25 protein-coding genes and 2 pseudogenes are annotated in these 22394 nt (G+C 65.9%); 10 read left to right on the forward strand and 17 right to left on the reverse strand.

Annotated elements, in window-relative coordinates; translation table 11 throughout:
* The first annotated feature begins 90 nt into the window (after positions 1-90).
* The gene (locus AC5Y3Z_RS10770) at positions 91-780 is read left to right on the forward strand and encodes a transporter (RefSeq protein WP_473138739.1); all 690 of its coding nucleotides are present in this window, start codon (positions 91-93) and stop codon (positions 778-780) included.
* A 109-nt stretch (positions 781-889) separates the two neighbouring features.
* Here AC5Y3Z_RS10770 and AC5Y3Z_RS10775 read toward each other — a convergent pair whose 3' ends face one another.
* The 17 genes and pseudogenes from AC5Y3Z_RS10775 to AC5Y3Z_RS10855 all read right to left on the reverse strand — a co-directional run bounded on the left by AC5Y3Z_RS10775 (position 890) and on the right by AC5Y3Z_RS10855 (position 13986).
* Complete coding sequence (locus tag AC5Y3Z_RS10775; protein ID WP_473138950.1) at positions 890-1072, reverse strand: hypothetical protein; 183 nt, start codon at positions 1070-1072, stop codon at positions 890-892.
* A 28-nt stretch (positions 1073-1100) separates the two neighbouring features.
* Positions 1101-1226: pseudogene (locus AC5Y3Z_RS10780) on the reverse strand (aminotransferase class III-fold pyridoxal phosphate-dependent enzyme); the annotation flags it as partial.
* A gap of 161 nt (positions 1227-1387) precedes the next feature.
* The gene (locus AC5Y3Z_RS10785; protein ID WP_473138738.1) at positions 1388-1525 is read right to left on the reverse strand and encodes a hypothetical protein; all 138 of its coding nucleotides are present in this window, start codon (positions 1523-1525) and stop codon (positions 1388-1390) included.
* Positions 1526-1608: 83 nt separating this feature from the next.
* A pseudogene (locus AC5Y3Z_RS10790) lies at positions 1609-1896 on the reverse strand (zinc-binding dehydrogenase); the annotation flags it as partial.
* The gene (locus AC5Y3Z_RS10795; RefSeq protein ID WP_473138933.1) at positions 1793-2017 is read right to left on the reverse strand and encodes a hypothetical protein; all 225 of its coding nucleotides are present in this window, start codon (positions 2015-2017) and stop codon (positions 1793-1795) included. The pseudogene AC5Y3Z_RS10790 and the gene AC5Y3Z_RS10795, both read right to left, overlap by 104 nt.
* Positions 1921-2148 carry a hypothetical protein gene (locus AC5Y3Z_RS10800; protein WP_473138737.1) on the reverse strand — a complete coding sequence of 76 codons (228 nt, stop codon included), beginning with the start codon at positions 2146-2148 and terminating at the stop codon, positions 1921-1923. The genes AC5Y3Z_RS10795 and AC5Y3Z_RS10800 overlap by 97 nt, the downstream gene beginning before the upstream one ends.
* Before the next feature lie 176 nt (positions 2149-2324).
* Positions 2325-2603, reverse strand: coding sequence for a phytanoyl-CoA dioxygenase family protein (locus AC5Y3Z_RS10805; protein WP_499930096.1), 279 nt, complete (start codon positions 2601-2603; stop codon positions 2325-2327).
* Positions 2600-2998: a phytanoyl-CoA dioxygenase family protein gene (locus tag AC5Y3Z_RS10810; protein WP_473138736.1), complete on the reverse strand. Its 399-nt coding sequence runs from the start codon at positions 2996-2998 to the stop codon at positions 2600-2602. The genes AC5Y3Z_RS10805 and AC5Y3Z_RS10810 overlap by 4 nt, the downstream gene beginning before the upstream one ends.
* A gap of 468 nt (positions 2999-3466) precedes the next feature.
* The gene (locus AC5Y3Z_RS10815; RefSeq protein WP_473138735.1) at positions 3467-6544 is read right to left on the reverse strand and encodes a replicative DNA helicase; all 3078 of its coding nucleotides are present in this window, start codon (positions 6542-6544) and stop codon (positions 3467-3469) included.
* 497 nt (positions 6545-7041) lie between these two features.
* Positions 7042-7500, reverse strand: coding sequence for a 50S ribosomal protein L9 (rplI, locus tag AC5Y3Z_RS10820; protein ID WP_463826338.1), 459 nt, complete (start codon positions 7498-7500; stop codon positions 7042-7044).
* Positions 7501-7529: 29 nt separating this feature from the next.
* Positions 7530-7784, reverse strand: a complete 255-nt coding sequence (gene rpsR, locus AC5Y3Z_RS10825; RefSeq protein WP_463826337.1) for a 30S ribosomal protein S18 — start codon at positions 7782-7784, stop codon at positions 7530-7532.
* Positions 7785-7825: 41 nt separating this feature from the next.
* The gene (locus AC5Y3Z_RS10830; protein WP_463826336.1) at positions 7826-8341 is read right to left on the reverse strand and encodes a single-stranded DNA-binding protein; all 516 of its coding nucleotides are present in this window, start codon (positions 8339-8341) and stop codon (positions 7826-7828) included.
* A 71-nt stretch (positions 8342-8412) separates the two neighbouring features.
* A complete protein-coding gene (gene rpsF, locus AC5Y3Z_RS10835; RefSeq protein WP_067415006.1) occupies positions 8413-8703 on the reverse strand; it encodes a 30S ribosomal protein S6 in 291 nt (96 codons plus the stop codon).
* Positions 8704-8815: 112 nt separating this feature from the next.
* On the reverse strand, positions 8816-9454 hold the full coding sequence (locus AC5Y3Z_RS10840; protein WP_473138734.1) for a DJ-1/PfpI family protein: 639 nt from the start codon (positions 9452-9454) through the stop codon (positions 8816-8818).
* A complete protein-coding gene (locus tag AC5Y3Z_RS10845) occupies positions 9454-11106 on the reverse strand; it encodes a glycosyltransferase family 87 protein (protein WP_473138733.1) in 1653 nt (550 codons plus the stop codon). Before AC5Y3Z_RS10845 ends, AC5Y3Z_RS10840 begins: the two co-directional genes overlap by 1 nt.
* Entirely contained in the window at positions 11103-13562 is a 2460-nt protein-coding gene (locus AC5Y3Z_RS10850; RefSeq protein WP_473138732.1) for a transglycosylase domain-containing protein, read from the reverse strand. The genes AC5Y3Z_RS10845 and AC5Y3Z_RS10850 overlap by 4 nt, the downstream gene beginning before the upstream one ends.
* Positions 13555-13986 carry a DUF5318 family protein gene (locus AC5Y3Z_RS10855; protein ID WP_463826332.1) on the reverse strand — a complete coding sequence of 144 codons (432 nt, stop codon included), beginning with the start codon at positions 13984-13986 and terminating at the stop codon, positions 13555-13557. The genes AC5Y3Z_RS10850 and AC5Y3Z_RS10855 overlap by 8 nt, the downstream gene beginning before the upstream one ends.
* A 110-nt stretch (positions 13987-14096) precedes the next feature.
* Between AC5Y3Z_RS10855 and AC5Y3Z_RS10860 the strand changes: the two genes are divergently transcribed.
* The 9 genes from AC5Y3Z_RS10860 to AC5Y3Z_RS10900 all read left to right on the forward strand — a co-directional run bounded on the left by AC5Y3Z_RS10860 (position 14097) and on the right by AC5Y3Z_RS10900 (position 22384).
* Positions 14097-14951 (forward strand): DUF1707 SHOCT-like domain-containing protein, encoded by an 855-nt coding sequence (locus AC5Y3Z_RS10860; protein ID WP_473138731.1) that lies wholly within the window; start codon positions 14097-14099, stop codon positions 14949-14951.
* 124 nt (positions 14952-15075) lie between these two features.
* The gene (locus AC5Y3Z_RS10865; RefSeq protein ID WP_463826330.1) at positions 15076-15618 is read left to right on the forward strand and encodes a PadR family transcriptional regulator; all 543 of its coding nucleotides are present in this window, start codon (positions 15076-15078) and stop codon (positions 15616-15618) included.
* An 81-nt stretch (positions 15619-15699) separates the two neighbouring features.
* Positions 15700-16794, forward strand: coding sequence for an inositol-3-phosphate synthase (locus AC5Y3Z_RS10870; protein ID WP_463826329.1), 1095 nt, complete (start codon positions 15700-15702; stop codon positions 16792-16794).
* A 48-nt stretch (positions 16795-16842) separates the two neighbouring features.
* Positions 16843-17736 carry an Rv0045c family esterase gene (locus AC5Y3Z_RS10875; RefSeq protein ID WP_473138730.1) on the forward strand — a complete coding sequence of 298 codons (894 nt, stop codon included), beginning with the start codon at positions 16843-16845 and terminating at the stop codon, positions 17734-17736.
* A 17-nt stretch (positions 17737-17753) separates the two neighbouring features.
* Positions 17754-18554, forward strand: a complete 801-nt coding sequence (locus tag AC5Y3Z_RS10880) for an LLM class F420-dependent oxidoreductase (protein WP_463826327.1) — start codon at positions 17754-17756, stop codon at positions 18552-18554.
* 52 nt (positions 18555-18606) lie between these two features.
* Entirely contained in the window at positions 18607-20418 is a 1812-nt protein-coding gene (locus AC5Y3Z_RS10885; protein WP_473138729.1) for an ABC transporter substrate-binding protein/permease, read from the forward strand.
* Positions 20418-21146 carry an amino acid ABC transporter ATP-binding protein gene (locus AC5Y3Z_RS10890; protein ID WP_473138931.1) on the forward strand — a complete coding sequence of 243 codons (729 nt, stop codon included), beginning with the start codon at positions 20418-20420 and terminating at the stop codon, positions 21144-21146. The genes AC5Y3Z_RS10885 and AC5Y3Z_RS10890 overlap by 1 nt, the downstream gene beginning before the upstream one ends.
* A gap of 67 nt (positions 21147-21213) precedes the next feature.
* Entirely contained in the window at positions 21214-21717 is a 504-nt protein-coding gene (locus AC5Y3Z_RS10895; protein WP_463826326.1) for a MarR family winged helix-turn-helix transcriptional regulator, read from the forward strand.
* A 1-nt stretch (position 21718) separates the two neighbouring features.
* The gene (locus AC5Y3Z_RS10900) at positions 21719-22384 is read left to right on the forward strand and encodes an SDR family oxidoreductase (protein ID WP_473138728.1); all 666 of its coding nucleotides are present in this window, start codon (positions 21719-21721) and stop codon (positions 22382-22384) included.
* Positions 22385-22394: the final 10 nt, after the last annotated feature.

Genomic DNA, 22394 nt, shown 5'->3' on the forward strand with positions numbered 1-22394 from the left:
CGCCCCTGAACAGGTGCGCAGTGTCGTTGTGACCGCAGTGACCAGCCGGCGACAGTAGAGGCACCTGAATCTTGAAAGGAACCCTGGCAAATGAAGGACATCGCGTTCCTCCTGTCCGATGTGCGGCTGATCGTCGTCGGCTTCTTGTGCGGCTGGAAGTTCCTCCGCAACTACGGCAACTGGCTGCTCGGCCTCGAATGCATGGTCGTCGGTGTATCGGCGACAAACTTCCTCGTTGGCTCGCTGCTCGGCCCCGAAGCCGGCAACGTCCCGTTTTCCGTCGCCTTCTTCCTCGACGCGTTCTCCCGGTCGTTCGGCTTCACACTCGTCCCGGTGTTAGGCCTGATGGTGGTGACCCACCGGTACAAGCCGACCCTGGCGGTCGAGGTCGGCGCGTTCGGGCTCGCCGTTGTGGGCGGACTCGTCCTGGGCGGGCTGGACCACTCGACGCTGCACGTCGGCCCCGCCAGCTTCTTCGTCGTGATGAACCTGCTCACCACGCTGTTCCTCGCGTACTTCGTGACGCGGCTGTGGGGCATCGGCGTCAAGCATCTTGCCGGCTGGGCGGCGTTGGTCACGGCTGCGGGGACCGCGATCGCGGTCACCTACGACTTCTTTCCGCTCCCCTTCGACGACGAACTTCGCACGATCTTCTACACCGCCGCGCTGACGACGTGGGGCGCTCAGGGCTTGGTCTACTACCTCGCCTACCGCGCAATGCACACCCACAACATTTCCGCCGATGCGAAGCCGGATCAGAAAGTGACTGCACTGTCATGAAGATCGGCAGCGTGGAGTACAGCATCTTTACCGGCTCTGACCAACGATCTCATTTCTTCAGTGGGGTTGTCGGAGTATGTGATTGAGAGTCTCGGCGGTCGCCTCGACATCAGCGGAGGGGTGCGCTCGGTGCGGCCGACGACGCCGCTCTGGGTGGATCCACCTGCCATCGCCTGGCCGAACACCGAAAGATCCGGCAGCACAACGTATTCTCGGCGGTGCCGCCACCGGCCAGCCGGAATCCGGCGATCACTTCGTCGAAGATGAGCACAACTCCGTGCCGATCGCACATGCCGGCAGACCACCTGCATCGCACCGACAACCTGTCGGACGGCATCCACGATGCGCGGATCACTGTGCCCGAGAAGTATTGGGCCACAAGTCATCAGGTAGTCGACGTAGCGGTCACCGTCCAAGTCCCAGACGTACGCGCCGCGCACCCGCACGAAAAGCGGGTGGGGCGCATGGCGGCGCGAAGACCGGACCCTACTCCCCCGCCGAGACTGCGACGAGCACGCTCGAAGGCAAGACGCGAACTATTGAACGCCACCGCGCGACTCCCTTGCTTGTTCTTCTGCAGGCTTCCGGCGGGCGGACGAGATGTTCATCAGTATTCGATCACTGAACGAATTCCGACGCCACGCTTCATCTCGTCGAACCCCTCGCTGATGTCTTCCAGGTCGATGACCCGAGTGATGAGTGAGTCGAGATCGATGCGTCTGTGCATGTAGTGCTCGACGAGCATGGGGAAATCGGCGTCGGCCTTGCTGAACCATAGTTCGAGCCGATGAGCGAAAGCTCCTGGCCGGACATGACAAACGGATCGATCGTGACCGTCACGCCGTCCGCCACTTGGCCGGCGACCACGGCAGTGCCGCCGCGGGCCAACACGGCGTAGGCGGCCTCGATGGTCTGCGGCAGCCCGATGGCCTCAATCGCGACTTCCACGCCCCGACCGTCAGTGAAGTGCGCGACCTTCGCCGCCAGATCGTGGCGGGCGCTGTTGATGACCTCAGTGACTCCGAAAATGCTTACGTGGTTGAGCTTTTCGTTGGAGATATCGGCAGCGATGATCTTCTGCGCGCCGACGAGACGAGCACCCTGAATCGCATTCAGCCCGACGCCGCCACAATGCCTGGCTCACCATGTCGCACAAGACGGGCCGGTCGCTGACGCAGTAGCGGCACCGGCGACACGAGGGCGTCCAGGAGAGGACAACATGATCGCCGGGCGCCAGCGTCGTGACTGCCCTCCCCGACGCTCTCGACGATCCCGGCGCCCTCGTGGCTGAGGATCAATGGGGGTGGGCGCGTCCCATTCACCGGCGATCACATGCAGGTCGCTGTGGCACAACCCACTCGCCTGCATCCGCACGAGTACGTCGCCAGGCGGCGGAGTCGAGGGGCCGAAACTTTTTCGATGGTGAGTGGCGCGTTCGCGGTCCGGAACACGGCGGCGTCGAATTCGATGGTCATGACATCTCCTAAACGAGGTTGGATTCCGACCGCAATACGGAGTCCCCGCCCGTCTGGCCGCACTATCGGTCAGAGGTCGAGGTAGTCCGCGAGCTCGCTGTAGTCGACCTGCCAAAGTCCCGGAGAGCCGGTCGGGTATTGCGAGCGGAATCCGATGAGGCTCTGAACGCGGGGCGGGAGTGATCGTGCAAGTTCGCGGTCGACTAGAAACGGGTAAGCCTCCTCGCCTACCAGGAAGCCCGGGTTGAGTGCGAAGCTGACCGCACGGCGGTACTCGTCGGAAGTTCGGTTCGCGCCGCCGCCGTGGGCGGTCTTGCCGCTGAAGAACAGCGCGTCGCCAGCGCTCATCTCGGCTGGAACGGTCTGCTCACGCGTGCCGCGGTCCTCGAAGTCATCCCACTTGTGGCTACCCGGGATTCTTCGAGAAACACCGCATCGGCAAGCGCATGAACGAGGTCGTGATCGATCACTTCGCGGCGGAACGTCTCGCTTCGGCTGACCAGGTTGGTGAGGCGCTTGGTGTTCCGGCCGTGGAACTCAGCGATGATTTCGTTGTCGTGCTTGGAACCGGGATTCAGCTCGTGCAGAGCCGGGTCGATCTCGGTATTGAATCGTGCGACTTGATCCGGTGTGAGAAGTCGTTGAATGATGACGCCGCCATCCTCGCGGACGATCGACAGAATCTCGTCGATCAGAGCGGTACTGGCGATCGTGCGTAATTTCGCGGTGGCAGTTGCAGACATGGCGGCGACATTCCTTGCTGTGGTCGGTGTGATCCGGGGACTCCACAATGGGCGAAGCTCGACCCACGGGACTACAGCATCCCGTCGCAGATTTCGGTGTCAGGGGTGCACATTGCACTACCCCGGGTGACGTATATCCGCTCCCAGTGGACGTGCCGCATCGAGGACGTCAGATGACCATGACCCCGGAACGCGGTCAGCGCATGCCGCCCATCACGACTGATGGCGCCAAACAACTCGATCAGATTGCCGGCTCAGTACTCTGGCGTGCTGGTGGGATCACCGGGCTACAGAGCACCGCACTACCTCGGAACCGTTGTCAGCTCTGAGGATTCGAGCACCCTCGGGCAGGGTCTTTGAATCACTGCTGCCACGGTCACCGCCCCCCGTCGCCAGTCGTCGCGTCTCATTCTCTCGGCTAAGAACGCAACCCGCGGGCACCATCTGCAACTGACCTCGGCTCGGCCCTTACCGCGCCATGTTGGCGAAGCGCGACAAGTGCAGCTGGTGCGCCACGGTCACCGTCCTGGTTGGGCCGTTACGGTGTTTGGCGAGAATGAAATCCGCTTCTCCCCCGCGCGGGTCATCCCGTTCGAATGCATCTGGACGGTTGAGCAATATGACCATGTCCGCATCTTGTTCCAAACTGTTGTGTGCTGTAATACCGTTCACAACGAAATTATGTGTGCCGCTTACTGTTCCGTCGTAAACATCTTGTCCGCCTAGGCTCGTAATTTCCACGACCGCATCCCAGTAGACGTCGCTGGTCGCCAATGCATGAATATTGCGATCCTCGAGTAGTGCCGCCGCGCGGTGCAACCGGGCCCGGCTCGGCGAGTGCCGCCACATGGTCGATCCGCAGAAGTGCGTGCCCATCGCGGTCGCGAACTGACGGTGCGTCATGCGCTTGTCGGACAACGCATTCCGGACCTGCGTCCATACTCCCGCCGGCACTGTGTCTAGGTTGGGATTACGGACTCTCCCGTCGAGGTGCGACAACACCTCTCGCGCCGCCGCTGCCTTTACGCCGTGCACACCGACATGATTCAGGAAACGCACCTGGTTCTGCGCGCCATAGATGTACAGGTGCCACGAGTCGCGGTAGCCCAGCTTTCTCGCGCGCTTGATCCGCGCGTAAACCCCTACCCGCAGCAGCAATTGCGCTACATCGTCGATGAGACGCCGGCTCGTCGACGCGTAATAAAGGCGCCCAATACCCGCCGTCGCATCCCAGCGCACCGAACCGTCCGTCGCCCACAGATGCCGCAGGAACAGCGCCACCTGATCGTTGGGAGCGCGGAAAACCGCTTCGGGAACGAACTTTTCGTAGCTGCGCTTTCCGAACAACCCGAGTCCGTCCAGCCACGCCGCGATCGGGTTGCGCCGCCCGCGCGCCAATCGCTGCGGTGCCGGCAACCGCAGGGTAGTCACTCGTGCCGCCGGATATTCGTCGCGGACGGCCCGCACGCCGAAGTGCGCGGCAGCCACCGTCACTGCGACAAGATTCGCCTCGTCGGTGGATGCATAGCGGATCGGTTGCCGCTTCACGCACGATCCGTCGCCGATCATGTGCGCGAGCAGCATTACCTCGGCATCGTCCATCCGCTGGGTGTCGACGGGTTCCGGCACCCGCCGCGGCGCCGCGATGCGATCACCAATCTTGAGCTTTTCCAACGCTGTCCAGCCTTCAAGCTTCAGGAAGGGGTGGTTGGCGGTGGCCTCGATTTCGCGCCCGGAGGCCAGCCGCAGCCGGAACACTTCCTTATGCCCGCTCGGGAACACGTTGGTCATCGGTCGCGCGACCATGCGGAAACGCTCGTCCAGTGACCAGACCAGCGGCCGTTCCCCGGTGCGCATCAACTCGCCGAACGTGACTTCGGCACCGGTGTCGGCGCGCAGCACTCGCGTCGCAGCGGTGACGCACCCCGACTCACGGAGGTCCGACAGCATGGGTTTCTTGTCGGTGCGCTGCTCGGGACCGCGGTTGAGCTGACTGATCGCGACCACCGGAACCTCGAGTTCCTTCGCCAACAGCTTGAGATGCCTGGAGAACTCGGACACTTCGATCTGACGGGACTCGACCTTCTTGCCGGAGGACATCAGCTGCAGATAGTCGACCACGACGAGTTTCAGGTTGGCTTTCTGCCGTAACCGGCGCGCCTTGGCACGGATCTCCATCATGGTCAGGTTCGGCGAGTCGTCGATGTACAGCGGTGCCTCGCTGATCTCACTCATCCGCCGTGCCAGCCGAGTCCAGTCGTCGTCGGTCATCCGGCCCGAACGCATGTCGGCGAGTTTGATCTTTGCCTCCGCTGACAGCAAACGCATCACAATCTCGGACTTGCTCATTTCCAGCGAGAAGATGACGCTGGCCATCCGGTTCTTGATCGAGCACGACCGCATGAAGTCCAACCCGAGGGTGGAGTTGTGTGTCGGCACCATCCCCTCGCCGGCCAGGTACAGGTGCTCCTCGTTGTCCACCTCGACGCAGCGCACCGCAACGCTGGGCACCCGGCGGACGGACACGATCTGCAACACCGGAGTCATGACCGCCACGTGCCGCCCGAGCAGTCCCGATCCCGCCGGCGCGATGGTGTCCAGGCCGCTGCGCAACTGGGCCGATGCCCGGACGCCATCACGGGTGGGCCACAGGTGCTGCGCATCGGCGACGATCGTTGTGCCGTCAGAAAACTCGATCTCAAAGCACGGCCGACCCAACAAAATCTGAGTCGCTGCCGTCACCTGGGTTGGAAGGCCGTCCGCATCCAGCAGCCAGTCACCGACCGAGACGTCACCCATGGTGGTCCAGCCGTCAGGTGCGGGCAGCGGCGTATCAAGTGCCAGTGCCTTCCCCACCCCCGGCCGCGCCGCCACAATGATCATCTGCCCCGGATGCAGTCCATTGGTGACCTCGTCGAGTTCGGTGAACCCGGTCGGCACACCACGCGAGATACCGCCGTTGGAGGCGATGGCATCGATCTCGTCCATCGTCGGCTGCAACAACTTTTCTAGCGGGACAAAGTCTTCCGAGGTCCGCCGGTCCGCGACATCGTAGATCTCGGCCTGGGCCCGGTCCACGATCTCGGCCACATCAGCGCCGTCGGCACCGGCGTAGCCGTACTGCACCACCCGGGTGCCGGCCTCGACCAGGCGGCGCAGCAGGGCCTTCTCGGCGACGATCCCCGCGTAGTAGCCCGCGTTGGCGGCCGTCGGCACGGTCGAGATCAAGGTGTGCAGATACGGCGCCCCGCCGATGCGGCGCAACAACCCGCGGCGGTCGAGTTCGGCGGCCACGGTCACCGCGTCGGCAGGTTCGCCGCGCCCGTACAGATCCAGGATGGCGTCGTAGACGTTTTGGTGGGCCGGACGGTAGAAGTCGCCGGGCCGCAACCGCTCCAGGACATCGGCGATGGCGTCCTTGCTCAGCAGCATCCCGCCCAGCACCGACTGCTCGGCCGCGAGATCTTGCGGCGGCTGCCGGCCGTAATCTTCGCTGGGTGGCGAAGCATCCATCCCCGGATGCGACAGGTCATCGACGACCGCCACAGGCCGTCACCTCCCTTTGACTACGGCACCGAACATACATTCGATCTCTGACGTTCAGAGCGTAAGTCAAAGCACCGACACCACCCCCTGCTCGACTGGCCTCGACGAACGTAAACGTTGCTGGGTCCCGGTCAAAGCGCACTTGTTCATGAAGCTGTGCATCGCGTGTGCATAGCCGTCGACACCCGTGTTGAGCGGACTGTGGACAACCTGTGTATCGAGATGGCTGAGGACGACATCACCGCTGCTAACCGGCATACACCGCCTGCGGCATGGTGTGGACAACAATCTCGTCGGCGTGTCGGGCCAGGTTATCGCGCCGGGCGTGTTGGTTTTCGGCCAGATTTTCGCGAAGTAAATGCCCGGTTACGGGGGCTGTCCGCAGAGCACTTCGGTTTTGTTCGCCAGGGGGACACGGCGCGAAGTCTGCGCCGCGAGATGTCGGGCATGCGAAACCCGGCACGGCCGATGACGACCGTGCCGGGGAAGGTCAGAAGTTAGCTCTCGGCGACGACGTCGAGCGACACCTCGACATCGATCTCCGGGTGTAGGTGCACCACCACCGGGTGCGTGCCGACGGCCTTGATGTGCGCCTTGGGCAGCCGGACGATCCGCTTGTCGAGGTTCGGGCCACCCGCCTTCTTGATGGCGGCCACCACATCGCCGGAGGTCACCGAACCGAACAGCTTGCCTCCGTCGGCGGCGGTCTTCACCGGCAACGAGACCGAACCCAGCGCCTCGATGGCGGTCTTGATCTCGTTGGCGTGCTCGCGGTCGCGGACCGCTTTGGTCTCCCGAGACCGGCGGATGTCGTCGGCCTGCCGCTGCGCGCCGCGCGAGGCGACGATCGCCAGACCGCGGGGCAGCAGGAAGTTGCGGCCGTAACCGTCCTTGACCTCGACTGTGTCACCGACGGAACCGAGGTGGTCGACGTCAGCCGTGAGAATCAGCTTCATCGTGAGTACTTTCGTTAGACGCGCGGCGCTCAGCGCGTTGCGGAGGTGAAGGGCAGCAGCGCGACCTCGCGGGCGTTCTTCACCGCGATCGCGATGTCGCGCTGGTGCTGCACGCAGTTACCGGTGACCCGGCGCGCCCGGATCTTGCCGCGCTCACTGATGTAGGTCCGCAGCAGGTTGGTGTCTTTGTAGTTGATCGCTTGGTCCTTCTTGGCGCAGAAGACGCATTTGCGCGCTTTGATCGGCTTTTCCGGAGCCGGACGCCTTTTGGTGGACTTGGCCATGAGTGTGTTTCTTCCGTTCTCGTTCTCTGAAGTTCTCTAAGTCAGAAGGGGGGTTCGTCGTCACCGCCGGCGAACGATCCCGACGCCGGGGCGCTGCCCCACGGGTCGTCACCGGAGCCGCCGGACTGGGCGGGCGCCGACTGCCGCGATCCCCCGCCGCCGCCGCCACCGCTATAGCCTCCACCGCCGCTGCGGCTGGCCTTGTTGACCTTGGCGGTGGCGTACTTGAGCGAAGGCCCGATCTCGTCGACCTCGACCTCGAACACGGTGCGCTTCTCCCCTTCGCGGGTTTCGAAGGACCGCTGCTTGAGCCGACCGGTGACGATCACGCGCGACCCCCGGGTCAGACTTTCGGCGACGTTCTCGGCAGCTTCCCGCCAGATGTTGCAGCGTAGGAACAGCGCCTCGCCGTCCTTCCACTCCCCGCTTTGCCGGTCATAGATCCGCGGTGTGGAGGCCACGGTGAAGTTGGCCACCGCAGCACCGGACGGCGTGAACCGAAGTTCGGGGTCCGCGGTGAGGTTTCCGACGACGGTTATGGTCGTGTCACCAGCCATGAGTGCCCTCCTTGTTCGGCCTGTGTCCGCCTGTGTGGGTCATGAGTGACTGTACGCAGCGACGCCGACAGTCAGTGCTTGTCGGTGCGCATCACCTTGGTGCGCAACACCGACTCGTTCAGGCTCAGCTGGCGGTCGAGCTCGGAGACCGTCGCGGGGGCGGCCTTCAGGTCGATCACGACATAGATGCCTTCGGCGTGCTTGGCGATCTCGTACGCCAACCGCCGACGGCCCCAGATGTCGACCTTCTCCACCGTGCCGCCGTCTTTGCGGACGACGTTCAGGAACGTCTCCAGCGACGGGGCAACGGTGCGCTCGTCAAGCGTGGGGTCGAGGATGACCATGATTTCGTATGGACGCATAGGGACCTCATCACCTCCTCTGGTCTGGTGCGGCCACGGCGTGTCCGTGGCAGGAGGGTCGCCTGCGTCGGCAACCGCCCTAGGCTACCGGATGACGGGCTGAGCTCGAAATTCACTTCCGGGACCGCAGGAACTCGACCACCCTGGCCCGGGTGCCCGCGTCGGCTTTGGCCGGCGCGCCCGAGTCGAACGGCGGCTGCGGGTCGTATTCGATGATCAACTGCGCGGCCTGCGCGGCTTCCCGGTCGACGAGCAGCTCGACCAGACGCAGGGCCATGTCGATGCCGCTGGACACCCCGGCGGCGGTGATGATGCGCTGCGGCAGATGTTCGACCACCCGCTCCGGGACATACCGCGCACCCAGCGCGTCCAGCTCCTTGGCCGCGGCCCAGTGCGTCGTTGCGGTCAGTCCGTCCAGCAGGCCCGCGCCGGCCAGCAGCAGCGCGCCGGTGCACACCGACGTGGTGAACCGGGCACCCGGGTGCACCGATTGCAACCAACCACGGATGGTTTCATCGTCGACGAGCACGCGCGTTCCGATGCCCCCGGGTACCACCACCACGTCGGGCGCGGTCACTTCGTCGAAGGTGGCGTCGCAGCTGACGCCGAGCATGCCGTTCTCGGTGCGGACCACCCCGCGCCGATGCCCGAGGAACACCACCTCGATCGACGGAATGCGTTGCAGCACTTCATAAGGTCCGACCGCGTCCAGCGCCGTGAACCGCGGGAAGACCGGAATCGCAACCTGCATCAGGTTTTTCCGAGCACCAGGCCGGGGACAGCATCAGCGGGCGAGGTCGCGGCCGGCGGCCGGCGGCCGGCACGCGGACGCAACCATTGCGGCAACCAGCCGGGCGACGCATCGGGCGCCAGGTCGTAAATCCCCCCGACCGGGTCGTCGACCCGGCCCTGCCAGCGCACCAGGTCCTCGTCGGGTCGGTAAATCTGACGAATCACCAACGCACACAACACCATTACTGCGATATCACGCACCAGCACCGTCGTGGTGAACCACTGCTCGGGCAACGAACGACCCGGGTTGCCGTACAGGTAGTACATCCGCGGCACCCAGACCAGCGCATCGATCGTCATCCACGCCAGCAGCACCCGACGGTGCGGGAGGGCCAGCACCGCCAACGGCACCAACCACAGCGAGAACTGCGGACTCCACACCTTATTGGTCAGCAGGAACGCCGCCACCACTAGAAATGCGAGCTGAGCCACCCGCGGACGCTGCGGGGCGGTCAGAGCGATGTAAGTGATTGCCGCGCAGGACAACGCGAAGAGTACGGCGACGACGGCGTTGAGTATCGTCGGCGGCTCCCAGAAGCCCAGGGTGGAGTCGAAGCCACGCCAGCCGGTGAATGACTTCACCACGTTGAACAGCGAATCCATGTCGTCGCCGCGACGGGTGTTGAGCCGGAAGAATTCTGACCACCCTCGGGGGTAGAGCACCATCACCGGCAGGTTCACCACCAACCAGGTCGCCGCCGCGCCCACCGCGGCGCGCCACACGCCGCCGAGCCGGCCGGACCGGATCCCCAGCACCAGCAGCGGACCCAACAGCAGCAGCGGATACAGCTTGGCCGCGGCACCGAGGCCGATCAGCAGACCGGCCAGCCACGGTCTTCGCCGCGCCCACGCCAACAACCCACCCATCGCCAAAGCCGTTGCCAGTGCGTCGAAATTGGTGAAGATCTGGAAGATCAGCAAGGGGGAGGCGCCCACCAACGCGGCGTCCCAGACCCGGCGCCCCGCGAGACGCGCACTGGCCCAGACGGTGACCAACCAGGCCAGCGCCAGCCCGATCGCCGCGAAGTTGAAGAACATCACCACCTCGGCGACCACCGGAACCACACCCAGTTTGCCCAGCGCGGTATAGGTTTTCGCCAGCGCCATCGACACGTATTGGTACAGACCGGTCAGCACCGGATATTCCATGTAGCGGACGGCGATCTTGCCGTCGTACCGGATCTGCGGCGCCCCCGCGGCGTCGGTCTCGATCCAGCTGGACTTGTACGGAAACTTGCCCTGGCTCAACAACTCTGCGCCGTAGAGCGGCACCGTGTCGGAGTAGCACAACTCGTAGTAGGCGCGTTGGTTGCCCCAATTGGCCACCCGCTGATCACCGCTACCGGTACCGGTGCTCTGCAGGCAGGCCGCTTTCGTCGACCAACCCAGCGCCAGGAACACCAATGCGATCGCGATCATCACCCGCAGCGGCGTCATGAACCGGGTGCGACCGATCAACGCGTGTCGCCCAACCGGCCCGCCGGCCAGGTTCGCCAGCGCGGCACCCAGAACGTCGTTGCGACTGGGGCAATCGCGGCTGTCAGCACTTCGGCGGTCGGCAGCCAGCGGCTGCGGCGAAATTTTCACCCGCTCGGTGCCGGCCCCGGTCACGGCGGCGGTTGCGGCACGTCGGAGGGCGGCGGTGCGACAGGCCCGGGCGGCGCGACGGTCACCGTCTGCGGCGGACCCACCGGCACGGTGATTCCCGGCGCCACCTCGATCGTGGGCTGAATCACCGTCTCGGAGGGTGGCGCTGGACGTGGTGGGGGCGGCGGTGGTGCGGGGACGCCGGCGTAGCCGCCGATCTCGGTGGGCTTGGGGAAGGTCTCGTTCTGGGTGCCCTTGAGGGCACCGTCCATGGTCGACTTCCAGATGTCCGACGGCAGGCCCGATCCGTAGACCGCGCCGCCGGAGGCGGTGACCAACGGCTGGTCACCCTTGACGGTGCCCACCCAGACCGCGGTGGACAGCGACGGTGTGTACCCGACCATCCAGGCGTCCTTGTTCGATGTGGTGTCGCCCAACTGAGTGGTACCGGTCTTGGCCGCCGACGGCCGCCCACCGGACAGGCTGTGGCCGCGGGAGTATCCGGCGATCGGTTGCATGGCCGCGGTGACGTTGTCGGCCACCGCCTTCGGGATGCGCTGGTTGCCGCTGTTGTCGGTGGAGCCGGCATCGAAGAGGACCTGGCCCTCGGCGTTGACCACCTTCTGCACGAAATGCGGCCGGTAATAGATGCCCGAGTTGGCCAGTGTGGCGTAGGCCGAGGCCATGTCGATGACCCGGGTCTGGTACTGGCCCAACACGATTCCGTTGTTGGGCGGGCCACCCTGGCCGTCTTCGGACAGCGTGTGTGCGACCCCGGGAAAGCTTTCGGCGACGCCCGCCTGGTGCGCCGCATCGGCCACCGCCTGCGGCCCGCCCTTGAGCTTGAGCATCAGCCGGTAGTACGAGGTGTTCAGCGACATCTTCAACGCCTCGGCCAGGTTGCAGGTGCCGCAGCTCTCGCCTTCGACATTGGTGATCTTGATGCCGTCGACGGTCAACGGGGAGCTGTCCACCTGGTACCCGAGCCCGATGCCCTGTTCCAACGCAGCGACCAGGGCGAACACCTTGAACGACGACCCGGTCTGCAACCCGGCCTGGGCGAAGTCGAAACCCTGCGCGTTGGAGCCGCCGTAGTACGCCTTCACCGCGCCGCTGTGCGGGTCGATCGACACCACCGCGGACCGCATCTCCGGGTCCTGGCCATCGAGATACTTGGCGACCGCCTTCTCCGCGGCCTGCTGGGCTTGGGGGTCGATCGTGGTGGTGACCTGCAAGCCCTGAGTGTTGAGCGTCTGCTCGTCGATATTGAACAGCTCCATCAGTTCCCGGGTGACCTGCCGCTCGATGAGTCCGTTGGGTCCGGAGGGCTGGTTGGCCGCACGCGCCTGCTCCGGCGGCACGGTAGCGGGGAACACCTGCGTCGCACGGTCGCCGCTGGCTAAGGCTTTGGTCTCCACCATGCCGTCGAGCACCCAGTTCCAGCGCGTCAGGGCACCGTCGGGGTCGACGGCGGGGTCCAGGGTGGACGGTCGCCGGATCAGCGCGGCCAGCAGTGCGCCCTCGGACACGGTGAGCTGTTCGACGGGTTTACCGAAATAGGCCTTGGCGGCCGCCGAGATTCCGTAGGCCCCGCGCCCGAAGTAGATGATGTTCAGATACGCCTGCAGCACATCGTCTTTGGACCACTCCCCCGACATCTTCGTCGCGATGACCAGTTCCTTGGCCTTGCGCATCATGCCGCTCAGCCCGTGTTGGGCCGAACCGACCAGCGCGTTCTTGACGTACTGCTGGGTGATCGTCGATCCGCCCTGCAGGTCGCCGCCGAACAGGTTGTTCTTGGCCGCCCGAGCGAAGCCGCTGAAGGAGAAACCCGGATTGGAGTAGAAGCCCCGGTCTTCGGCGGCGATCACCGCCTGGCGCACATGCACCGGCACCTGGTTCAGGTTGACGTCCACCCGGTTGCCTTCGGGCGGAACGATTTTCGCGATCTCGGTGCCGTCGCTGGCCAGGATGGTGGACACCTGGTTGGTGCGGATGTCGCCGGGTCGCGGCACATCGACAATGAAATACGCCATCGTGAAGGTGACGATCGGCAGCAGGATCAGGGCCGCCGCACTCAGGTACGCCGCGCGTTTGACCCAGCGCCAGTTGATCTGCTCGGTCCAGGTGGGCCGCGGTCGGCGTGGGCGTCCACCCATCGTCGGCCCCGACGGCGGCGGTCCGTCCGGGGGGCTCGGGCCCCCGGCCGGCCGGTCTCGCGCAGGTCGGCGCACCGGGGCGTCCAACGCAGCTTTGACCTGGTCGAGGTGATCGCCTTCGGGCGGCGGGTTGTCGAGTGCGGCCTTGACTTCGTCGACGGGGTCAACGTGCCGAGACGGGCGGCTGTCGGGCACCGCCGGGATGATCGTCGTCATCCGGTCGTCAGGGGGCACCGCACCGCGCGAGTGCCGCCCGCCGGCAGCTGTCGCCTCGTCCGGGGTGTCGCTCGACGACTGGTGATGGCGCCCTTCGTTATTCACTGGCCGTCCGGGCGCCGTTGCGCGCCGTCCGGGTCTTCGACCCGTTGGGCGGCTGCGCCGGACGCGGCGCACCGAGCACGTACGACTTGACCAGGTGATTCCAGCTACACGTCCGGCACACCTCGACCACGTGCACAGCAAACTCGGAGAACCTGGTAGCCAACAGCACCAGCTCCTCGGCGGTACGCGCAGAGCCGGACACCGCGCCTAAATGCTCGCCAAACACCCAGGACACCAGCGTGAGCTGCTCCTTGCGGCAGATCGGACACATCACCTGGCTTTGTTTCCCGTGAAACTTCGCCGCACGCAGCAAATATGGGTTGGCGTCGCAGACTTCGGACACGCCGGTGCGTCCCGAGTACACCTCGGCCAGCAGTGAGCGCCGTCGAAGCGCGTAGTCCACCACCTGTCGCTGCAGTCGCACGCTGACCAGAGTACGTCGCCATCCCCGGCGCCGATATGCAACTAACACTCTCGTGGCGGCCGGGCCGGTACGGATGATTACGTCGCTGCCCGAACTTCTACGATCTCCTCGTGGCGAAATGGGCAGGGTCGGGGTCGACGCGGGCGAAAGACAGCGACCGGCAGGACACGTGCCGGATTCTGGACAATGCTTTCAACGACGGTGAGATCTCTTCGGAGGAACACCGTGAGCGCATCCGCTCGGCCACCAATGCGGTGACACTGGGCGAACTGCAGCGCCTGGTCGCAGACCTACAGTCGCAAGGCGCCGCCGAGAAGACGCCGGGGCCCGGGACCAGGGTGCGCTGGCCCAACGGCCTGGGCCTGACCGTGGCGGCCCTCGTCGTGACGGTGCTGCTGGGCATCGCCATCGGTTGGGGGCTCTACGGCAACACCACCTCGCCACTGGACTTCACCTCGGATCCGGGCGCCAAATCCGACGGCATCGCGCCCGTGGTGCTGACGCCGCCCAAACGACTGCAATCCCTCGGCGGCCTGACCGGTCTGCTGGAACAGACCCGCAAGCGGTTCGGCGACACCATGGGCTACCGCCTGCTGGTCTACCCGGAGTACGCCTCGATGGACCGGAGTGATCCCACCGACGAGCGGCGGGTCCTCAGTTACACCTACCGCGGCGGTTGGGGTGATCCGAGCAGCTCGGCCAAGAACGCCAGCACCCAGACCACGCTCGTCGATCTGAGCAAGTTCGACGTCAAGACGGTGGTGGGAGTGCTGCGCGGTGCGCCGGAGACCGTCGGCATCAAACAGCAGGACGTCAAGTCCAGCTACCTGATCGTCGACCCGGCCAAGGACCCGACCACGCCGGGCGCGCTGTCGTTGTCCATCTACATTTCCAGTGACTACGGCAGCGGCAGTATCGAGTTGGCGCCCGACGGTACCCCCAAGCAGGTCCGTTACGTGAGCTGACCGAACCGGCGGTGTGACTAACAGCGCATAAACACCCGGTGGTGTTGTCGCTAATATATCGGGACGATACGATGACGCGAGGCGTCGTACCGTCGTAATCAGTCCGTCAAAAGGAGGTGACTCGATGCTGGAATTGGCCATCCTGGGCCTGCTGATCGAGTCACCGATGCACGGCTACGAGTTGCGCAAGCGGCTGACCGGCCTGCTCGGCGCCTTCCGCGCCTTCTCCTATGGGTCGCTGTATCCCGCTCTGCGCCGCATGCAGACCGAGGGTCTGATCGCTGAGAACGCCGCGCCTGCCGGAACACCGGTGCGTCGGGCCCGCCGCGTGTACCAGCTCACTGAGGAGGGCCGGCGTCGTTTCGGCGAGTTGGTCGCCGACACCGGGCCGCACAACTACACCGACGACGGATTCGGTGTGCACCTGGCGTTCTTCAACCGCACCCCGGCGGAGGCGCGGATGCGCATCCTGGAGGGTCGGCGGCGCCAGGTCGAAGAGCGTCGGGAAGGTCTGCGCGACGCGGTGGCGCGGGCCAGTAGCTCGTTCGATCGCTACACCCGTCAACTGCACCAACTCGGGCTCGAGTCCAGCGAGCGGGAAGTCAAATGGCTCAACGAGCTCATCGCCGCCGAACGAGCAGCCCCCAACCACGTCGAACAGACGTGACCCGCTCGCAGCACGTCAGAACCCCTTGCACGACACGAATTGCCAAGACACCAGAGAGTTACGAGGTTAGGAGAACGCCCCATGAGTGAGCAGAACGCGTCACAGGCGTCCGAGGTACGAGTCGCCATTGTCGGAGTCGGCAACTGCGCGTCCTCGCTGGTCCAGGGCGTTGAGTACTACTACAACGCCGACGACACGTCGACGGTCCCCGGCCTGATGCACGTGCGCTTCGGCCCGTACCACGTCCGCGACGTGAAGTTCGTGGCGGCGTTCGACGTCGACGCCAAGAAGGTCGGCTTCGATCTGTCCGACGCGATCTTCGCCTCGGAGAACAACACCATCAAGATCGCCGACGTCGCGCCGACCAACGTGCTGGTGCAGCGCGGCCCGACCCTGGACGGCATCGGCAAGTACTACGCCGACACCATCGAGCTGTCCGACTCCGAGCCGGTGGACGTGGTCCAGGTGCTCAAGGACGCCGAGGTCGACGTGCTGGTCTCCTATCTGCCTGTCGGTTCGGAAGAGGCCGACAAGTTCTACGCCCAGTGCGCCATCGACGCCGGCGTTGCGTTCGTCAACGCGTTGCCGGTGTTCATCGCCTCTGACCCCGTGTGGGCCAAGAAGTTCGCCGACGCCGGGGTGCCGATCGTCGGTGACGACATCAAGAGCCAGGTCGGCGCCACCATCACCCACCGGGTCATGGCCAAACTGTTCGAGGACCGCGGTGTGCAGCTGGACCGCACCATGCAGCTCAACGTGGGCGGCAACATGGACTTCCTGAACATGCTCGAGCGGGAGCGCCTGGAGTCCAAGAAGATCTCCAAGACCCAGGCCGTGACCTCCAATGTTCAGCGTGAATTCAACTCCAAGGACGTCCACATCGGCCCGTCCGATCACGTCGGCTGGCTCGACGACCGCAAGTGGGCCTACGTGCGCCTGGAAGGCCGCGCCTTCGGCGACGTGCCGCTGAACCTGGAGTACAAGCTCGAGGTGTGGGACTCCCCGAACTCCGCGGGCGTCATCATCGACGCGGTGCGGGCGGCCAAGATCGCCAAGGACCGCGGCATCGGTGGACCGGTGATCCCGGCGTCGGCCTACCTGATGAAGAGCCCGCCCGAGCAGCTGCCCGACGACGTCGCGCGCACCCAGCTCGAAGAGTTCATCAGCGAGGGCTGACCGCCTGACCCAAACGGCACGCCGGCGTGACTCGTAGAGTCACTAGGCGTGACCGACGACGATCTGACCGGGCTTTCTGAGTTCGACCTGCTGGCTGAGAACGCCGAACAGGCCGGTGTCACCGGACCGCTGCCCCGCGCCGAGCGCGTGACGGTAGGCGAAATCAGCGCGTTGCGCTGGGGTGACTCTGACCCGCGGGTGATCTTCCTGCACGGCGGCGGGCAGAACGCGCACACCTGGGACACCGTGATTGTCGGTCTCGGGGAACCGGCGCTGGCCGTTGACCTGCCCGGTCACGGTCACTCCGCCTGGCGCGCGGACGGCGATTACTCCCCGCAGCACAACGCCGACACCCTGGCGCCGGTGTTACGCGAGCTGGCACCGGATGCGGAGTTCGTGGTCGGCATGTCGCTGGGCGGACTGACCGCCATCCGGCTGAGTGCGCTGGCACCGGAGTTGGTCGACCAACTCGTGCTCGTCGACGTCACCCCGTCGGCGCTGGCGCGGCACTCGGAGATGACCAAGGAGCAGCGCGGCACGGTGGAACTGATGGCCGGGGAGCGGGAATTCCCCAGCTTCCAGGCGATGCTGGAGCTCACGGTCGCCGCCGCTCCCCACCGCGAGGTGAAAGCCTTGCGCCGCGGCGTGTTCCACAACTCCCGGCAGCTGGACAACGGCAACTGGACGTGGCGGTACGACACCATCCGCAAATTCCCCGACTTCGACAGCCTGTGGGAGGACGTCGATGCGTTGGCCGCGCCGGTGACCCTGGTGCGCGGCGGCACCTCGGGCTTCGTCAACGACCACGATGTCGCTGAATTGCAAAGGCGCGCACCAAATTTCCGTGGTGTTCACGTCGTCGAGAACTCGGGCCACTCGGTGCAGAGCGATCAGCCCCGCACTCTGATCGACCTCCTGCGCGCGGTGATCGACGGCCGCTGAGGCCTACGGTGGTCTCTATGACCTCCCCCGTGCTTCCCGACTTCCCCGTCCGCATCGGCGTGCAGCTGCAGCCCCAGCACGCACCGCAGTACCGCGACATTCGCGACGCGGTGCGCCGCTGCGAGGACATCGGCGTCGACGTCGCGTTCAACTGGGACCATTTCTTCCCGCTGTACGGCGACCCGGACGGCGCGCACTTCGAATGCTGGACCATGCTCGCAGCCTGGGCCGAACAGACCGCACGCATCGAGATCGGCGCGCTGGTGACGTGCAACTCCTACCGCAACCCGGAACTGCTGGCCGACATGGCCCGCACGGTCGATCACATCTCCGACGGGCGGCTCATCCTGGGCATCGGCTCCGGTTGGAAGCAGAAGGACTATGACGAGTACGGCTACGAGTTCGGTACCGCCGGCAGCCGGCTCGACGACCTGGCCGGCGCACTCCCCCGAATCACGTCGCGGCTGGCCAAACTCAACCCGGCGCCCACCCGCGATATCCCGGTGCTGATCGGCGGCGGTGGCGAACGCAAGACCCTGCGCCTGGTCGCCGAGCATGCCGACGTGTGGCACAGCTTCAGCGACGCCGAAGAATTTCCCGGCAAAGCCGCCGTACTTGCTGAGCATTGCGACGCCGTCGGGCGCGACCCGGCCACCATCGAGCGCTCGGCGTCCGCCGGCAGTGGCAAAGACGTGGTCCCCAATGCCGAAGCTCTCACCGCCCTCGGCGTCACGCTGCTGACCGTAGGTGTCAACGGACCCGACTACGACCTGAGCGATGCCGAAGCGCTGTGCCGGTGGCGCGACAGCGCACGCTGAGCTCAACCGCGTTGCCGCTCTGACCGATGTACCGCTCGCTACGGTGGCGGTGATGAGTGCCCGCTTCGCCCCCACCGCCGGACGCGGCGCCAAGCTGTTCAGATTCGTTGCGACGATCCTGCTGGTGGCCGGTCTGGCCGGGGCCGCTCCCGCCCTGGCCGACCAGAACCAGTGCGCACCGCCGGGCGTGGAAAGCGCGACGGTGCTGCCGACAGACCTGATCTCCGCGCGCGGTGGTGCCGGCGACGACGACTCCGACACCACTGCCACCGTGGTGCCGTTGAGCTCGGTGAACATCGCAGAGTTGGGGCTGGGCACCCCCGGCATGCTGCTGGTCGGCACCCTGTCCGACGCACCGCCCAGCACCTGCATCAACGCCACCGGCCGCTTCACCGGCTTCGACAACGAGTTGCTGCGCGCGGTCGCGGCCAAGCTGGGCTTGCAGGTGCGTTTCGTCGGAACGGATTTCTCCGGCCTGCTGGCCCAGGTGGCGTCACGACGCTTCGACGTCGGCTCATCGTCGGTCAAGGCCACCGACGCACGTCGCCACACCGTCGCCTTCACCAACGGTTACGACTTCGGTTACCACTCGCTGGTGGTTCCGTTGGGATCGCCGATCAAGCATTTCACTGATCTGGCCGCAGGCCAGCGCATCGGCGTCGTCCAGGGCACCGTCGCAGACTCCTACGTGGTGGACGTCCTGCACCTGCAGCCGGTGAAGTACCCGGACTTCGCCACCGTGTACGCCAGCATCAAGACCCACCAGCTCGACGCGTGGGTGGCACCGGCAGGTCAGGCATCGAGCGCGATCCGGCCGGGTGACCCGGCCATCGTGGTGGCCGACACCTTCGGCGCGGACGACTTCGTCGCATACGCCGTCGCCAAGGACAACCAACCGCTGGTGGACGCGTTGAACTCGGGCCTGGATGCCGTGATCGCCGATGGCACCTGGGCCGACCTCTACAGCAAGTGGAAGCCGCGCAATCTGCCGCCGGGCTGGAAACCGGGCTCCCGCGCCGCACCGGCGCCGAAACTGCCCGACTTCGCCGCCATCGCCGCCCACCACCACCGCAAACCGGCGGACCCGGCCGCCCCCAAGTCGACGTTGACCCAGCTGCGCGAATCGTTCCTGGACTGGGAGATGTATCGCCAGGCCATCCCCACGCTGCTCACCACCGGACTGCCCAACACGCTGATCCTCACCGGCAGTGCCAGCGTGATCGGGTTGGCGATCGGCATTGTCCTGGCCGTCGCGGGGATTTCCCACAGCCGCTGGCTGCGCTGGCCGGCCCGCGTCTACACCGACATCTTCCGTGGATTGCCCGAGGTGGTGATCATCCTGATCATCGGGCTGGGGGTGGGACCGCTGCTCAGCGGAATGACCAACAGCAATCCCTATCCGCTGGGCATCGCCGCGCTCGGTCTGATGACCGGCGCCTACGTTGGGGAGATCCTGCGGTCCGGCATCCAGAGCGTCGACCCCGGCCAATTGGAAGCCGCCCGAGCGCTCGGCTTCAGCTACCCGGCCGCGATGCGTCTGGTGGTGATGCCGCAGGGGATCCGGCGCGTCCTGCCGGCCTTGGTCAACCAGTTCATCGCCCTGCTCAAAGCATCCGCGCTGGTCTACTTCCTCGGTCTGATCGCCAACCAGCGCGAGCTGTTCCAGGTGGGCCGGGATCTCAACGCGCAGACCGGCAACCTGTCCCCGCTGGTGGCTGCCGGCATCTGCTACCTGATCCTGACCGTGCCGCTGACGCACCTGGTGAACTTCATCGACGCCCGGTTGCGCCGCGGCCGCGCCAAACTCGATCCGGCGGATCCCGCCGAAGTCGTCACCTCGACCATCGGCACGGAGATGACGTGATCCGGCAAGTTTCGTTGGCCGCCAACGACATTCACCAGAACTTGGGTGGCACCACCGTATTGCGCGGGGTCAGCCTGGAAGCCCCCGCCGGTACCACGACCGCGGTGATCGGCCCGTCCGGCTCCGGCAAGTCGACGTTGCTGCGCACCTTGAACCGGTTGTACGAGCCGGACAGCGGCGACATCCTGCTGGACGGCCGGTCGGTGTTGCGCGACGACCCCAACGAGCTGCGCCAGCGCATCGGCATGGTGTTCCAGCACTTCAACCTGTTCCCGCACCGCAGCGTGCTGGACAACGTCGCCTTGGCGCCGCGCAAGCTGCGCGGGCTACCCGCCGCGGCGGCCCGCGAGCTGGCGATGCACCACCTGGACCGGGTGGGGCTCAAAGGCAAAGCGGGTGCGCGCCCCGGGGCGCTGTCAGGTGGCCAACAGCAGCGGGTCGCGATCGCTCGCGCGCTGGCCATGGCCCCGCAGGTGATGTTCTTCGACGAGGCCACCTCAGCACTGGACCCCGAATTGGTCAAGGGGATCCTGGCGCTGATCGCCGACCTGGGCGCCGACGGCATGACAATGGTCGTAGTCACGCACGAGATGGGCTTCGCGCGCTCCGCCTCGGATGCCGTGGTGTTCATGGACCACGGCAAAGTCGTGGAGTTCGGGCCCCCGGAGCAGATCTTCGAAACCGCCGAGACCGAGCGGCTGCAGCGATTCCTCTCCCAGGTGCTGTGAACAGGGCGGGCACACCCTTCCAGACAGGGTCTTCCTTCGCCCCATGGTCGGGTTAGACTGCCGGTTTATGTCGGACAGCGAACCCACCGCCCCAGCGCTGGCGGACCTGGCGGAGGGGTTGCACCGCTCGCTATCCAAGCTGTTCGCCATCTTGCGCCGCGGCGACCCCACCACCGGCGCGGTGGCCAGTGACCTCACCCTGGCGCAGCTGTCGATCCTGATCACGCTGCTCGACCGGGGCCCGATCCGGATGACGGACCTGGCCGCACACGAACGGGTACGCACACCCACCACCACCGTGGCCATCCGCCGGTTGGAGAAGGTCGGGTTGGTGAAACGCTCGCGCGACCCGTCCGACCTGCGCGCCGTGCTGGTCGACATCACTCCGCAGGGCCGGGCGGTGCACGCCGAGTCCCTGGCCAGCCGGCACGCCTCACTGGCCGCGATGCTCAGCCAACTCCCCCACTCCGACCTGGAGGTGCTGATGAAGGCGCTGGCGCCGCTGGACCGGCTCGCCTCCAGTGAGCCGACGGGTCCCGCCCCGGCCTCGCCGTTGCCGAACCAGGTCTGAGATGCCCACCGCGTTGATCACCGGCGCCAGCGGCGGCATCGGTTCGGCGATCGCCACGGCGTTGGCACCCAGCCACACCCTGCTGTTGGCCAGCCGTCCGTCGGGACGTCTGGATGCCGTCGCGGAGCGCCTCGGCGCCACCACGTTTCCGTTGGATCTGACCGACACCGACTCGATCGAGTCCAGCTGCGAGGTCGTCGACGAACTCGACGTGCTGGTCCACAACGCCGGGGTATCCGTCCCGGGCCATGTCGCCGAGTCGCACGTCGACGAGTGGCGCGCCACGTTCAGCGTCAATGTCATTGGGGCGGTTGCGCTTACGCTGGCGCTACTGCCGGCGCTGCGCGCGGTCCGCGGCCACGTGGTGTTCATCAACTCCGGCTCGGGCCGCAACGTGTCCGCCGGCATGGCCTCCTACTCGGCCAGCAAATTCGCCCTGCGCGCGTTCGCCGACTCGCTGCGCGCCGACGAACCGCGGCTCTCGGTCACCTCGATCTACCCCGGTCGCGTCGACACCGACATGCAGCGCGAGCTCGTCGCGTACCAGGGCGGTGACTACGATCCGGCGAAGTTCCTGCGGCCGCAGACCGTCGCCGAGGTGGTGGCCAATGTGGTGGCCACGCCGCCGGACGGACACGTGCACGAAGTGGTGATCCGGCAGCGGTAGCCGCGTCCCC

The sequence above is a fragment of the Mycobacterium sp. NGS61 genome (assembly GCF_059812325.1).